11 protein-coding genes are annotated in these 14,409 nt (G+C 50.9%); 7 read left to right on the top strand and 4 right to left on the bottom strand.

Annotated features, from left to right (window positions below; translation table 11 throughout):
- Positions 1-114: 114 nt before the first annotated feature.
- The 5 genes from FCN51_RS16465 to FCN51_RS16445 all read left to right on the top strand — a co-directional run bounded on the left by FCN51_RS16465 (position 115) and on the right by FCN51_RS16445 (position 6,961).
- Positions 115-1,614, top strand: a complete 1,500-nt coding sequence (locus tag FCN51_RS16465; RefSeq protein ID WP_160256371.1) for an aldehyde dehydrogenase family protein — start codon at positions 115-117, stop codon at positions 1,612-1,614.
- A complete protein-coding gene (locus FCN51_RS16460; protein WP_310257904.1) occupies positions 1,614-3,206 on the top strand; it encodes a GMC family oxidoreductase in 1,593 nt (530 codons plus the stop codon). The genes FCN51_RS16465 and FCN51_RS16460 overlap by 1 nt, the downstream gene beginning before the upstream one ends.
- A 92-nt stretch (positions 3,207-3,298) precedes the next feature.
- Positions 3,299-4,570 carry a glucose/galactose MFS transporter gene (gene gluP, locus FCN51_RS16455; RefSeq protein ID WP_160256370.1) on the top strand — a complete coding sequence of 424 codons (1,272 nt, stop codon included), beginning with the start codon at positions 3,299-3,301 and terminating at the stop codon, positions 4,568-4,570.
- Positions 4,571-4,617: 47 nt separating this feature from the next.
- Positions 4,618-6,129: a carbohydrate porin gene (locus FCN51_RS16450; protein ID WP_236661328.1), complete on the top strand. Its 1,512-nt coding sequence runs from the start codon at positions 4,618-4,620 to the stop codon at positions 6,127-6,129.
- A 244-nt stretch (positions 6,130-6,373) separates the two neighbouring features.
- Complete coding sequence (locus FCN51_RS16445) at positions 6,374-6,961, top strand: hypothetical protein (protein WP_012812580.1); 588 nt, start codon at positions 6,374-6,376, stop codon at positions 6,959-6,961.
- 82 nt (positions 6,962-7,043) lie between these two features.
- Here the strand turns inward: FCN51_RS16445 and FCN51_RS16440 are convergent, their stop codons facing one another.
- The 4 genes from FCN51_RS16440 to FCN51_RS16425 form a co-directional block, all read right to left on the bottom strand.
- Positions 7,044-8,801: a Hint domain-containing protein gene (locus FCN51_RS16440; RefSeq protein WP_160256369.1), complete on the bottom strand. Its 1,758-nt coding sequence runs from the start codon at positions 8,799-8,801 to the stop codon at positions 7,044-7,046.
- A gap of 415 nt (positions 8,802-9,216) precedes the next feature.
- Positions 9,217-10,134 carry a polyphosphate kinase 2 gene (gene ppk2 / locus FCN51_RS16435; RefSeq protein ID WP_012812584.1) on the bottom strand — a complete coding sequence of 306 codons (918 nt, stop codon included), beginning with the start codon at positions 10,132-10,134 and terminating at the stop codon, positions 9,217-9,219.
- Positions 10,135-10,189: 55 nt separating this feature from the next.
- Entirely contained in the window at positions 10,190-11,803 is a 1,614-nt protein-coding gene (locus tag FCN51_RS16430; protein WP_160256368.1) for an inorganic phosphate transporter, read from the bottom strand.
- Between the two features lie 70 nt (positions 11,804-11,873).
- Positions 11,874-12,098 carry a hypothetical protein gene (locus FCN51_RS16425; RefSeq protein ID WP_012812586.1) on the bottom strand — a complete coding sequence of 75 codons (225 nt, stop codon included), beginning with the start codon at positions 12,096-12,098 and terminating at the stop codon, positions 11,874-11,876.
- Between the two features lie 238 nt (positions 12,099-12,336).
- Here FCN51_RS16425 and FCN51_RS16420 point away from each other — a divergent pair, with 238 nt between their 5' ends.
- Together FCN51_RS16420 and FCN51_RS16415 are read left to right on the top strand one after the other, a co-directional pair.
- Positions 12,337-13,332 (top strand): thiamine pyrophosphate-dependent dehydrogenase E1 component subunit alpha, encoded by a 996-nt coding sequence (locus FCN51_RS16420; protein WP_012812587.1) that lies wholly within the window; start codon positions 12,337-12,339, stop codon positions 13,330-13,332.
- A gap of 47 nt (positions 13,333-13,379) precedes the next feature.
- Complete coding sequence (locus FCN51_RS16415) at positions 13,380-14,408, top strand: alpha-ketoacid dehydrogenase subunit beta (RefSeq protein ID WP_003622424.1); 1,029 nt, start codon at positions 13,380-13,382, stop codon at positions 14,406-14,408.
- The last annotated feature ends 1 nt before the right edge of the window (position 14,409 follow it).

Raw genomic sequence — 14,409 nt, 5'->3', positions numbered from 1 at the left:
GCGGCTTTATGCGTTACAGTTCTAGTCGGTTGACGCAAAAACCATAACGCACTAACCAGTTAGTAACACCGCTTTCCAAGTATAATAACTCATAATCAAAAACAGGACGGTGCAATGACAAATATGACCAAGACGATTACTTTGCCCACAGTTCCGCGTGAATTTGGCCTGTACATCAACGGTAAATGGGTTGCCCCCCAGGGCCGCAACCTGTTTGAACGGCGCAGTCCGGCGCATGGTGTGCCTGTAACGCGCACAATAGTTGGTACGGAATCAGACCTCAACACCGCCGTTGCAAGTGCCAGAACAGCATTTGAAGGTAGAAGATGGGCGGGCTTAACGGGTCAGCAGCGTGCAGAAGTGCTGTTAAAGGCAGCTTCCCTGATTCGGGAGCGGGCTGAAGAGTTGGCAACGCTGGAAACGTTTGAGACGGGCAAGCCCATTAGCCAATCGCGCGGGGAAGTTCTGGCTAGTGCTGGTATTTACGACTATGCTGCTGGTGCCGCAAGAATGCTGCATGGTGATACATTCAATAATCTTGGCGATGAGATGTTGGGGCTTGTTACGCGCGAGCCTATTGGTGTTGTTGGACTGATTACACCATGGAATTTTCCATTTTTTATTTTAGCGGAACGTCTGCCGTTTATTTTGGCATCCGGTTGCAGTGTTGTTGCCAAACCCAGTGATCTTACATCCGCCACAACCTTGATAATGGCTGAAATTTTAACCAAGGCTGGCCTGCCTGATGGCGTGTTTAATGTTGTAACCGGAAGTGGCAGCACGATTGGAGAGGCGCTGTCTCATCATCCTGATATTGATATGCTGTCTTTTACGGGTTCAACTGCTATCGGAAAACGTGTTCTGGCTGCATCTGCCGGTAATTTTAAAAAACTGAGTCTTGAGCTTGGGGGTAAAAACCCACACCTGATTTTTGCAGATGCACATCTGGAAGATGCAGTGGATGGTGTTATTTTTGGTTTTTGTTTCAATGCGGGTCAGTGTTGTGTGGGTGGTAGCCGTTTGCTGGTTGAAAAATCCATTTTACCAAAGTTTGAACAGCTTCTGACGCAAAAACTTTCTCGCCTTCGCGTTGGGGATCCACTCAATGCACAAACGCAAGTGGGGGCGATTGTTAATGAAAAACAACACCAAATTATTCATGACTATATTGAACGGGGCCTAAAGCAAAAAGCCCGGATAGTAACGCAGGGAACCATGAGTGCATCTGCCGAAGGATTATTTGTCCAGCCAACAGTTTTTTCAGATGTGACATCTGATATGGACATTGCCACTGACGAAATTTTTGGACCAGTTTTGGCGATTCTTCCTTTTGAAACAATGGAAGATGCTATTCGTATTGCCAATGATACAATTTACGGTCTTTCTGCAACAATCTGGACGCAGAACCTTTCCACCGCTATGCGTGCTGTCAGATCTATTCGGGCGGGGCGTGTGTGGGTCAATACCACAATTTCCGGTGGGCCAGAAATGCCATCCGGTGGGTTTAAACAGTCTGGCATTGGCCGGGAAACCGGGCTTTATGGTGTGGAAGAGTATACAGAAATCAAATCTACCCATATCGCACTGGGGCCTCGTACCCATTGGGTGTCATAATGTCACGCGGGTATGATTACATTATTGTGGGGGGCGGCACAGCTGGGTGCGTGCTGGCCAACCGCTTAAGCAGCAATGCCAATGCACGTGTTTTGTTACTGGAAGCCGGAAAAGCAGATAAACACCCCTTTATTCACATGCCCATAGGTTTTGCAAAAATGACCGGTGGTCCCTACACATGGGGCTTTCGTACGGTTCCGCAGGTTCATGCAGAAAACCGCAGAATCCCTTATGTTCAGGCGCGTGTTCTGGGGGGTGGTAGTTCTATAAATGCAGAGGTTTTCACGCGCGGTGTTGCGCAGGATTATGACCGCTGGGCGAATGAAGAGGGCTGCAAGGGGTGGGCCTTTAAGGATGTGCAACCATATTTTCTGCGCTCTGAAGGTAATGAAATTTTTGCAACGGAATATCATGGCACAGAAGGGCCTCTTGGTGTTTCCAGCTTGTTAAACCCCATGCCAGTTACAAAGGCTTTTGTGCAAGCCTGCCAGCAGTACGGCATACCATATAATCCGGATTTTAACGGGGCAGCACAGGAGGGTGCGGGGGTGTATCAAACAACCACCCGTCATTCGCGCCGATGCTCCACGGCTGTGGGGTATCTGCGCCCGGTTATGCACCGTGCTAATTTGCAGGTGGAAACAGGCTGTTTGACAACTCGCATTATTATAGAAAACAACCGTGCGCGGGGTGTGGAATATGTTCAGAAAGGCAAGAAGCATATAGCGTACGCTGATGCCGAAGTGGTTGTAACAGCAGGAGCCATTGGGTCTCCTAAAGTTTTAATGCTTTCTGGTATTGGGCCTGCCGCGCATTTGAAAAAACATGGGATTCCCGTTGTTGCAGATCTTCCTGGTGTTGGAAGTAATTTGAGTGATCACTACGGGATTGATATTGTTTACGAGCTGAAAAAGCCCATTAGTCTGGACCACTACAACAAGCCACATATGATGCTGTGGGCCGGATTGCAATATCTTATGTTTAAATCAGGACCTGTTTCATCCAACGTGGTTGAGGGGGGTGCTTTTTGGTATTCTGACACACAAGAGAGTGTGCCGGATTTACAGTTTCATTTTCTGGCAGGAGCTGGGGTAGAGGCTGGCGTACCGAGTATTCAGTCTGGATCTGGGTGTACGCTTAATTCTTATGTTTTGCGACCCAAAAGCCGCGGTACCGTACGGTTAAGTGGTGCCAGTCCGGAAGAACCCGTGTTGGTTGATCCAAATTTTCTGGCAGAACCAGAAGATGTGAGAAGTGCTGTTGATGGGCTTCATATCAGCCGTGAAATCATGGCGCAACCGGGTATGCAAAAGCATGTCAAACGGGCGCATTTTCCGGAAAGTTCTATCAAAACACGTGAAGAGCTGATTCAATACGCGCGCAAATATGGGCGTACCTCTTATCACCCCAATGGCACATGCAAAATGGGGGTGGATGATATGGCAGTGGTTGACCCTACCTTGAAAGTAAGGGGCGTTGACGGGTTGAGGGTTTCTGATTCATCTGTGCTGCCAAGCCTTATTGGTTCCAATACAAATGCAGTGACAGTTATGATTTCAGAACGTGCGAGTGATCTGATTTCCGCTGTCTGATTTTTCACAAATAAAGAAAGGCAAGGGCGATGTAAAAGCATCGTTCTTGCTTCCACTATCATGTAACGTATATCCGTTTATGGAGCGCTGCTATGGAGTGTTCGATTGCTAATGCAAAAGAAATACAGGTAGAAAAAGGGGGAATATTTACTTTTCTACCGTTTTCTATGTTTTTTCTGTTTGGGGGCATTACAAGTCTGAATGATATTGTAATGCCCAAACTTAAGGACGTATTTAATCTGAACTATACAGAAATGACGACTGTTCAATTCTGTTTCTTTGCCAGTTATTTTCTTATTTCTATTCCCGCATCTTATATGATCAAGACAAATGGTTATATGAGAACACTCGTTTTGGGACTTAACCTTATTGCGTTGGGATGCGTCTCTTTTATTCCTGCAACATGGTCTGGCAGATTTATTGTTTTTTTATTGGCGCTTTTTATTGTGGCTGCCGGAATTACCATTGTACAGGTTACGGCAAACCCTTTGGTAATTTCATTAAGTACCAGAAAAAATGTTTCCACCCACCTTACTTTTGCACATGCGTGCAATTCTTTGGGAACTGTTGTTGCACCCTATCTTGGGGCCATGATTATTCTTACACACCATTCCGCAGATAGTCTGCTGGGAAAGATAAGCGCTTATTTTTCTAGGGAGAACATATCGGAAGGTGCAGTCAACATCAGTGTCTGTTATGGCCTTGTGGCAAGTCTTGTTGCTGTGTGGTCATTCCTGACATGGATAAACCGCAAGAAATTGAAAGAAGATTATTGTAGCGAAGAAAGTATTCTCAATGCAGTTGAACTGTTCAGAGATAAAAAGTTTTCTCTTGGTGTTGCTGCAATGTTTTTCTACATTGGTGCAGAAGTTACCATTGGCAGCCTTTTGGTAAATTATCTTGTTTTACCAAATACATTACATCTTACGGCAGCAGCAGCAGGCAAGCATCTGGCATTTTATTGGGGTGGTTTGCTATGTGGGCGGTTGCTGGGCATTATCTTTCTGCGTGCAATAACGCCATCAGTTTTGCTGGCTGTCTATGGCAGTGGCGCATTTTTTCTTGTTATTCTTTCCATTCTTACAACAGGGGGCATAGCAGGTTGGGCCATGCTGGCTGTTGGGTTATGTAATTCTGTTATGTTCCCGCTTATTTTTTCCCTGACATCCATGAATCTGGGGGCACGTGCATCTGAAGGCTCGGGGCTTATTTGCATGGCTATTGTTGGGGGCGCTCTTGTGCCGGTTTTAACGGGGCGTTTGGCAGATATCAGCAGCCTGAATATCGCTTTTGTTATACCTGCCCTTTGTTATCTTGTTGTTATCTATTTTGGGGCTTTTTCTTATTTCAATCGTAGTAAATAATTTTTTGCGCGATTGAATACCAATATAACAATAATAAGGAAGCGGTTATGCGAGAAGTCTCTCTTACCGTTGGTGCACTTGCGTGCCTCGCTCTTCTGCCTTCCAAGGGGGAGGCACGTTCTCGTCGTCCTGAATTGTCTGAATATTATTGGCAGTCCCGCACGGGGAAAGAGCCAAAAGCACTTTACTTTACAAGCCCAGATGTTGCGGAAAAATCTGAGAAAAAAGAAGAAGTATCCAATAATAATGGAATACAAAATAAGCCTATAGAAAAGCATGTTTTACAAACATCATCTCAAAAAATCTGGTTTGATCAGGACAATATGACAGGAGATTGGTGGGGGTTGCGCCATCGGCTGGCACAGCGTGGTGTTGTGTTTTCAGGCCATTATTTTCAGGATACAGCAGGCAACCCTGCTGGCGGCAAGACAAAAGCCGTGCGCTATGCTCATGAAATTGCCGTGGGTGTTGATATAGATTTTAGAAAACTTCTTCAATATAACATCGGGATTCTTCATTTTCTGGTCACCCAACGTTCAGGTCTGGGGCTGAACACTGTGCTGCCAGCCTTAAACTCTGTGCAGGAAATTTATGGTACTGGGCAAACGGTGCGCCTGACACGCCTTTCTTTGGAACATCAGTTTACAAACTATGTTGATACAGAGCTGGGTTGGGTGAATACAGAAAATGATTTTGCGCAATCAACAACGCACTGGAATTTTTCTATCTACTGCCAGTTCCAGAGCAACGCCATTTGTGGCATGCCGCAATCTCTCGCCTTCAATTCAGGCTATGGGTATTATCCTAGTGCTCATCCTGGTGCATATATCAAGTTATATCCTACGGGCCGGGATGATATTCTGGTCTCGTTTGGTGTCTATAATGTGGATAATACAATAGGCAACAGCCATAATGGCTGGAAAATGTGGTTGCATAATACTGTTGGCACTTATTTTCCGGTACAGCTGGGCTGGAAACATGGCGGCACAGACGTAGAAGGTGCTTACCCCGGAAATATAAGAATTGGTGGATATTGGGAAACCACAAAAGTTAAAACAGCCATACAAAAAATCACCATGTTTGCGCCTGCAGGCACCCAGTATCTGAACTGGCCGGACCAAAGCATTAAAGGCCGTTATGGTGTGTGGTTTGAAGGTGACCAAATGATTGAGCGCGATAGGCACAGCCCGGAAAGGGGAGTTGTTGCCTTTGGCAGCTTTGTGTGGGGAGATGCACAAACAGCGCCTTTTCCATATTTTGCAACATGGGGGCTTATTCGCAAAGGCACATTCACCAACAGGCCCAATGATACATTGAGTATTGGCGGAAAGTTTATGGTGGTGAACTCCAGCATTGCCCATTACGCACGCTATTTACGATCTGTTGGGCAAAATGTACCTGTGCCAACATTTGAACATGGTTTTGAAATCAATTACGGCTGGCGGCCATCCCCGTGGCTGCTTGTGCGTCCAGGGTTACAATATATTTGGCGGCCAGGTGGAACAAAGCAGTATCCGAATGCCACGGTTCTTGATTTTGAAACGTCTCTAATTTTTTAAAATGATTACGCTGAAAATATACCATATGTGGTGCTCTTCTGGCCTGTGTGGAACACGCTAAACGGCAGCATGGCTCTACAGTGATGAAGGGATATATTTCGGTAAATATAAAATATAACAACTGCGTGATTCACGTTTTAGAGAGAAATAGGACAGAACTGGTCACTAAAAAACTATTTCTTATTTGCGGATAACGCTGCTTGTATTGCCTCCGTTCTGGTTTTATTCAAACGGAGGTCTGGTTATGGCCGGTAAAAACGGTGCGTGCCTGATGGCTTTGGCGTTGCTTTTGGGGGCGTGCAGTTCTCGCATTGCGCTTAACGAGGCCTCCTTTCCCATTCAGGATCTGCCAGTGCAGCATTTGGTGCAAACGCCGGTGGCCTATAGTTTTGCACCGGGTTTTGCCAAGCAGAATGCGCAAATAGCGTGCAGCCTTGGCGTAAATTACACCACAGATCTTGGCGCTTCTGCCGAAGAGCGGTTGCAGCAGGCCATTCATTCCAGCTTTGCCCATGCACAGCAGGACACCCCGCTCTCTCACGGTTATACGCTGGCCCTTTCCCTGCAAACGGCGGATGAGCAGGTGAGCGTTAAGGGCGGCATGTGGGATAACAAATACACGGTAGACACCACGCTTAAAGGCACTGTGCAGGTGTTGAACGCACAGGGCCAGCCAGTGCAGGTGGTGCCCATTACCGGGCAGGGCAGCAACACGGTGGCCGGTAGCTGCGGCGCACTCAAGCGCGCCATGGTGCAGGCCAGTGAAAAAGCCGTGGCCCAGATTGGCAATGACTTTGTAACCAAAGTGGCAAATGGCCATGTGTTGAACTAGCACATGGCCAAAGGCACCCCGCTAAAAGCAGGCAGGCCCAAAGCTTACGCCAAGGGCCTGCATACCTTAATACGGTAGAAAATCAGGCAGAGTGTGCCTGTGCTTCTGCCTCTTTATGGTATTCCACAATGTAGGGGCCACCGGCCTGTAAGGTCAGGGAAAGCATGCCCATGTTGCCGTGGGTCAGATACCCATCCAGCGGCAGCACGGCATCACCATTTGTCCATACGCAGCCTGCGGGTTCTGCGGCGTACCAACCAGCGGGTTTTTCAGCCTGCAGATGGGCCGTGATGGTGTGCTTGTCATCGGCAGACAGAAGCTGAATGTCTGCAATGGCAACGCCCATGTAACGGCGGTCATCCACAAACGGGCCAATTACATCCGCCGGGCGGCTGGCGCGGGAGACAATGCGCACAGATTGCGTGTTGGGCGGCAGCATAAAGCTGTACTGGTGTGTGGTGCGGCGCATGGGGTGTACAATGGCGCCAGACTGCGTCACCAGATGCAGATCAGGGTTTGTGGTTGTTTCAACGGCTGCGGGGGCAGCGTGGCACCCGGCAATGCTGTTTTTGCGATAGTTCAGCGCATGGAACAGGGGTTCCACAAATGCGCGATCTACGCACAGAGGGGCTGCGGCATCGTGCGCCCAGCTTTTTGCGGGGGTGCTGCGGCCAATGCTTACAACTGTGCCAGACTGCTGGAAGGCGGCACGGTTGCCCGTATCCAGATAGCTTTCCGTTAGCACACCATTTGCCATGATGACGGAATGCTGCGCGGTTTCAATGTGGTAGTATTCGTAAGATGTAATGGAGGTATCATAGAAAATGGAACCACCATTTACCAGCATGCGCGCGGGCACAAACTTGCCGTTAAAGAACAGGCAGTGTTCGGGCGTAATCAGCAGGTCTGTGCTGGGCACGTTGTCTGCCAGAGCATTGGCCACAATGCGGATGGGGTAACCGGCTTCATCCTGCTTCAGGGCGGTGTTGACCTGCACAGAGGCATGGCCTGCCCATGTCACGTGGCTGACTTCCTGTTTACCATCTGCATAAACGCAAACGGCATCACCAACCTGCATATCTTCAATCTTGCGCAGGCCTTCTGGTGTTTCAATCAGGGAGCCAGCAAGGAAGCAGTTGATGGTGCCGGATTCATCATCATACGAGAACCGGCTTGGATCTTCACCAGCCACCAGAGTGGCGGACTGAATGAGCACATCGGTAGGGTCTGCTGCGTTAACAACTTCGTACGTATTGTCACCCGTTGAAATCCATTTGAGGGCGATCTGGTTATCACCACGCCCACCGAATGTAATCATGTCATTGGTGGAGAAATTAATGACAGTTCCAAGGGATTTTTGTGCGCCCGTTAACGAGAGCGTGTTGGGCATAGTGCTGTTACGAACCGGCCAGAAGGAGGTGACTGGGTCATAAGTACCGCTCACCTGAACGGTGGCTTCCTTAATAATAACTGTAGCACCACTACCGGTAACATTTCCGCTAATGTTTGCAATAAGGGAAGAAAACAGCACGCCGCCGCTATCGTTATCCAGGCTGACGTTGTTATCAATTATCAAATCATCGGAATAACTTGACCCCTGAATGGTAAGGCCCGTTGTACCAGAAACGGTAAGAGAACCGATTTCTGTGTATCCTGAAATAGTAATGGCCTGATTCTGGGTGGTGTCCGTATTAATTACCACGTCAGAATCTGATGTCGGAACACCATCGGACCAGTTGCCTGCGGTATTCCAGTTCCCGTCACCGGCAGCGCCAGTCCATGTATCAGTTGCCATAAAGCACCTCAAAAAAGTTAAGCAATTAGCAACATATAGATTCACGTCAGGATTCTGCAAGCATTTTCTGTTATATTAAAAGAAACAATACATAATGTTATTGTAAAATGCGCTTTATGGAATTGTTTTCTTTTATGTAAGATAAATATAAAATATATAATTGCTTATATTTAAATTTATTAAGTTAATATATTTGTTATTGCTGATTGATATTTGAAAAATAAACAAACATAAAATTTATTTTATAAGTATTTATTACAAACGAATTTATGTTTGTTTAAGGTTGTTTTTATTTATTTTGGAGGTGTTGGCGTGGCTTTGTTGCAACACCAAAGAAAAGACATATTTTTTCACGAAAATTTTAGTTTTTCTTTTGTAAAGGCAAGAAAAACTCTCGGAACATGTGAGTTCACAATTTAATAAAAACCGTGAACTCACAACACGTTCCTGCCCGCGCAGATTAGTAGATTTCGGGCACGATCATGGCGTCTGGTGTGGGCTGGCGTTCGTAATCAGCGTGATATACGCGCGGGGGCAGCACCACTTCCGGGCGGGGTACAGGTTTGTAAGGCACCAGAGAGAGCAGGTGGTTAATGCAGTTCAGGCGCGCGCGCTTTTTGTCCACGGCCTGCACAACCCACCACGGGGCTTCCTCGATGCTGGATTTTTCCAGCATGGTTTCCTTGGCCTTTGTGTAGGCTTCCCACCGGCGGCGGCTTTCAAGGTCCATGGGGCTGAGCTTCCACTGCTTCAGTCGGTCTTCCATACGGGCGCGGAAGCGGGCTTCCTGCTCATCATCGGTGATGGAGAACCAGTATTTCACCAGCTTGATGCCGCTGCGCACCAGCATGCGCTCAAACTCCGGTACAGAGCGGAAGAATTCTTCGTATTCCTCATCGGTGCAAAAGCCCATCACGTGTTCCACACCGGCGCGGTTATACCAGCTACGGTCAAACAGCACGATCTCACCCGCGGCAGGCAGGTGTGCCACATAGCGCTGGAAATACCACTGCGTTTTTTCACGGTCTGTTGGGGCGGGCAGGGCGGCCACGCGGCAGATGCGGGGGTTTAGCCGCTGGGTAATGCGTTTGATCACGCCGCCCTTGCCTGCGGCATCGCGCCCTTCAAACAGCACCACAATGCGCTGGCCGGTGGCCTGCACCCAATCCTGCAACTTCACCAGTTCGGTTTGCAGGCGCACCAGTTCCCGAAAATACTCACGGCGGAAGGCGTTTTCAGATTCGGAAATGCTGCCGTCCAGCCCGTCTTCCTGCAATTCCAGTTCTATTTCTTCGTCCAGGTCATCAATAATTTCCTGGCGCATCCGCTCACGTTCATGTTCCGCAGCGCGAAGGGTATCTGTTGCCTGATCTGTCATATCTAAGGCCCTCAAGCAAAGAGCGGGGCACTTTGGGGTGCCCCGCTCTGGTTTATTAGAAGATGTGGCGGAAGATGAAGTAAAGCACACCGCTGATCAGCATGGCGGCGGGCAGGGTTGTCACCCACGCCATGGCCATGGCGCGCAGGGTGGCCCATTGCAGGCCACCGCCACCGGCAACCATGGTGCCAGCCACACCGCTGGAAAGGATGTGCGTGGTGGAAACCGGCAGGCCATAGCGTTCTGCCAGGCCAATGGTGCCCATGGCTACCAGTTCTGCCGCAGCACCCTGTGCGTAGGTCAGATGGGTTTTGCCAATTTTTTCACCAACGGTGACAACAATGCGCTTCCAGCCCACCATGGTGCCAAGGCCCAGAGCCAGCGCCACGGCAATTTTAACCCATGTGGGAATAAAGCGTGTGCCTGCGTTAAGCTGGCCCATAAACTTGCTTAGCTCGGCACTTTCATCACCCGTAAAACCGGAAACCTTGCCCATGTTGCGCACGGCTTCTGCCACCAGATACATGTCTGTGCGCACGTTTGGCCCAGCAGCAGCCGGAATGGCCTGCAGGGAATGATAGCTGCCAACAGACTGTGCAATATCATCAGACAGCACGCCAAGGGCGGAATAGATTTCCGGGCGGGCCACTGTTTTGGTGCGCAGCGCATCTGTTACCTGTGCGCGGGCTTCTTCTGCACTTGGCAGGCTGGGGGCAGCAGAGCCGTGCACTTCAAACACATGGGCGGCCTGCTGTGCGGTCTGCACAAAGGCGGGCATCATGTCATCTGGCATGGCGCGGTTAAGCGCATATGCCGTGGGGGCCGCACCAATAAGAATAAGCATGATAAGGCCCATGCCCTTCTGCCCATCGTTACTGCCGTGGAAGAAGGAAACACCCGTGCAGGTGCCCACCAGCAAACCACGGATCCACAGCGGCGGCGGGGCATCACCCTCTGGCGCACGATACAGGGCCGCGTTGCGAATAACCAGACGCATCAGGATCAACATGCCCGCAGCCAGCACAAAGCCGCAAACGGGGGAGAACAGCAGGGCGGAAAACACCTTGCGTACCTGAGACCAGTCCACCCCATACAGGGCGCTACCGGCAGGAGACATAAGCTGGTTGGCAAACCCAACACCCAGAATGGACCCCACCAGAGCGTGGGAGGAGCTGTTGGGAATACCAAAGGCCCATGTGGCCAGGTTCCAGATAATGGCGGAAAGCAGCAGGGCAAAAATCATGGCGTGGCCGGCACCGCTGCCAACCTGCAGGATAAGCTCTACTGGCAGAAGTGTGACAACACTGTACGCCACCGCCCCGGATGAAACCAGAACGCCAGCAAGGTTCCACATGCCAGACCACACAACCGCCACCAGTGGGGGTAGGCTGTTGGTGTAAATAACGGTGGCCACGGCGTTTGCCGTATCATGAAAGCCGTTTACAAATTCAAAGCCCAGCGCAATCAAAAGCGCCAGAGCCAGCAGTGCAAAGGCCCCAATGGCCATGCCGTTTTCACCAGCAGACCGCAGGTCTGCCAGAACACTATACCCTACAAAAACAAGGGCTGCCGTCACCACACCCATAAAGAACATGCGGAAGGCTTGGTTGGTGCCTCCCTTCATGTTGGGGCGTGGTGCGGCAGCCGGACTCAGCAACGTGCCGGACATGGATTTTTCCTGACTGTCAATTTCACTCTATAGGGGAAAAGCAGACCTTTTCCCGTCCTGCTGTCAGGGTTCAGACGGCGTGGGCCGGCTTGCCGGCCCCATGGGCCGCTGTAGCAGGGCGTGCACCTGCACACACCTTGCGGCGTGCGGTATGCGGCAGGGCTGCATACGGGTGCGGGGTGCCGTTACGTTCCCACACATAGAGCAAAGTGGTGCGCCAGCGCTCACGCACGGCTTCGCGCCACTTGGGCTTATGTGCATCGGGCTGCATTGCAGTAACTGGTTCAGCACACATTGTCTGCTTCTCCTCCAAACAGGATGAGCAGTCCTTTAGCCCCTTGCTGGCCCATTGTGCGTGACGCTTTCATGACAAACATTGCGAACTGTTCGCAAAAGCGTGAGGCTAACTGCCTGAAAACACGTTATTATATTGAAATAGTAATATCACATATGCGTTAATAATATAGATTAGCCCCTATAGGCCGGAACGCCGCCTTTCCTCCCTACGTTGGCACCCGTGTAACGCTGTGCAGATGTATGGAAAGGTCAGGCAGAACATGTCGGTTCAGATTTCAAGAGAAGCCCTACTGCGTGCGTATCGGAGCATGCGTACCATTCGTGTTTTTGAAGAACGCCTGCACGTGGAATTTGCCACAGGGGAAATTCCCGGCTTTGTGCACCTTTATTGCGGCGAGGAAGCCTCGGCCGTTGGGGTGTGCGCCAACCTTACAGATAACGATACCATTGCCAGCACCCACCGTGGCCACGGGCACTGCATTGCCAAGGGCGTGGAAGTGGGCGGCATGATGGCCGAAATTTATGGCCGCCATACCGGTGTGTGCCGGGGCAAGGGAGGGTCCATGCATATTGCGGATCTTTCCAAGGGCATGCTGGGGGCCAATGGCATTGTGGGTGGTGGCCCGCCGCTTATTTGCGGGGCAGCACTTTCGCACAAAACGCTTAAGGACAACGGTGTGGCCGTAGCGTTTTTTGGTGATGGAGCCTCTAACGAGGGCACCACGCTGGAAAGCATGAACCTTGCCTCCGTATGGCATCTGCCCGCCGTGTTTGTGGTGGAAGACAACGGATATGGCGAGGCCACAGGCGCAGCCTATGCCTGTGCAGGCACGCAAAAGGACAGGGCCGCCGGGTTTGGTCTGCCGTATTTCTCCTGCGAAGGGGATGACTTTTTTGATGTGTATGAAACAGCCCGCGCCGCCATAGATCACGCACGCTCTGGCGAAGGGCCGGTGATGCTGCATGTGCATCTCAGCCGCTGGTATGGGCACTTTGAAGGCGATGCCATGACCTACCGCAAGGCCGGAGAAGTGGCCGAGCAAAAGAAAGATCATGATTGCCTCAAAAAGTTTCGCGCCCGCGCGGTGGCGGAAAACCTGCTGCCCGAAGGCGATATGGATGAAATAGACGCCGCCGTGGCGGATGAGGTGGAAAGCGCGGTTGTAACCGCCAAACAGGCACCGTGGCCGCAGGACAAAGACCTGATGGCCGATGTGTATGCGCGGTACTAACCCCTCCACCAGTTTTTCAGCCACACAGGCAAACGGGAACCAGAACAATGGGTAAGAAAAGTTTCAGACAGGCCATTAACGAAGCCCTGCGGCAGGAAATGCGGCGTGACCCACGGGTGATCCTGATGGGGGAAGATATTGCCGGGGGCCGTGGCGGCACTGCGGGCATTACAGATGCCTGGGGCGGCGTGCTGGGTGTGACCAAAGGGCTGTGGGAAGAATTTGGAGATGACCGTGTGCTGGACACGCCCATTTCCGAGGCCTCTTACATTGGTGCCGCGGCAGGTGCGGCCGCCACCGGCCTGCGCCCCGTGGCCGAGCTGATGTTTGTAGATTTTGTGGGCTGTTGTCTGGACCAGATCATGAATCAGGCGGCCAAGTTCCGCTACATGTTTGGCGGCAAGGCCACCACGCCGCTGGTTATCCGGGCCATGTATGGCGGAGGGTTTAGTGCGGCGGCTCAGCACAGCCAGGCGCTGTACCCGCTGTTTACGCATATTCCGGGGCTTAAGGTTGTTATCCCGTCATCACCGTACGAGGCCAAGGGCCTGCTGATAGAAGCCATCCGGGATGATGACCCCGTGATCTTCCTTGAAAACAAGGTGATGTATGATGATGAGGAAGATGTGCCTGATGAGGCCTACACCATTCCGTTTGGTGAAGCGAACGTTACGCGCGAAGGTGAAGATGTCACCATTGTGGCCATTGGCCGCATGGTGAGCATGGCCAACGCCGCAGCGGATGAGTTGGAAAAGCAGGGCATTGGCTGCACGGTAATAGACCCACGCACCACATCCCCATTGGATGAGGAAACCATTTTGGAATCCGTATCCGAAACCGGCCGCCTTGTGGTGGTGGATGAAGCCAGCCCGCGCTGCAACATGGCGTGCGATATTTCTGCCCTTGTGGCGGAAAAAGCGTTTTTCAGCCTCAAGGCACCTATCCGCCGTGTGGTGCCGCCGCATACGCCAGTGCCGTTTTCCACCCCGTTGGAAAAGCTGTACATGCCAGATGCAAATAAAATTGCCGCTGCGGTGCGCTCCATTACTTCCAGCCAGAAACAGAAGGTTGCATAAG

The organism is Acetobacter pasteurianus (genome assembly GCF_009914215.2).
In the GTDB taxonomy this organism is placed as follows: domain Bacteria; phylum Pseudomonadota; class Alphaproteobacteria; order Acetobacterales; family Acetobacteraceae; genus Acetobacter; species Acetobacter pasteurianus.
This window is presented reverse-complemented; position numbering and strand designations above follow the sequence as displayed.

Bases quoted from the DNA above. Each gene is read 5' to 3' on its own strand.
- gluP (WP_160256370.1), top strand. From the start codon at position 3,299: ATGGAGTGTTCGATTGCTAATGCAAAAGAAATACAGGTAGAAAAAGGG.
- FCN51_RS16460 (WP_310257904.1), top strand. From the start codon at position 1,614: ATGTCACGCGGGTATGATTACATTATTGTGGGGGGCGGCACAGCTGGG.
- ppk2 (WP_012812584.1), bottom strand. From the start codon at position 10,134: ATGACAGATCAGGCAACAGATACCCTTCGCGCTGCGGAACATGAACGT.
- FCN51_RS16465 (WP_160256371.1), top strand. From the start codon at position 115: ATGACAAATATGACCAAGACGATTACTTTGCCCACAGTTCCGCGTGAA.
- FCN51_RS16430 (WP_160256368.1), bottom strand. From the start codon at position 11,803: ATGTCCGGCACGTTGCTGAGTCCGGCTGCCGCACCACGCCCCAACATG.
- FCN51_RS16425 (WP_012812586.1), bottom strand. From the start codon at position 12,098: ATGTGTGCTGAACCAGTTACTGCAATGCAGCCCGATGCACATAAGCCC.
- FCN51_RS16420 (WP_012812587.1), top strand. From the start codon at position 12,337: ATGTATGGAAAGGTCAGGCAGAACATGTCGGTTCAGATTTCAAGAGAA.
- FCN51_RS16415 (WP_003622424.1), top strand. From the start codon at position 13,380: ATGGGTAAGAAAAGTTTCAGACAGGCCATTAACGAAGCCCTGCGGCAG.
- FCN51_RS16445 (WP_012812580.1), top strand. From the start codon at position 6,374: ATGGCCGGTAAAAACGGTGCGTGCCTGATGGCTTTGGCGTTGCTTTTG.
- FCN51_RS16450 (WP_236661328.1), top strand. From the start codon at position 4,618: ATGCGAGAAGTCTCTCTTACCGTTGGTGCACTTGCGTGCCTCGCTCTT.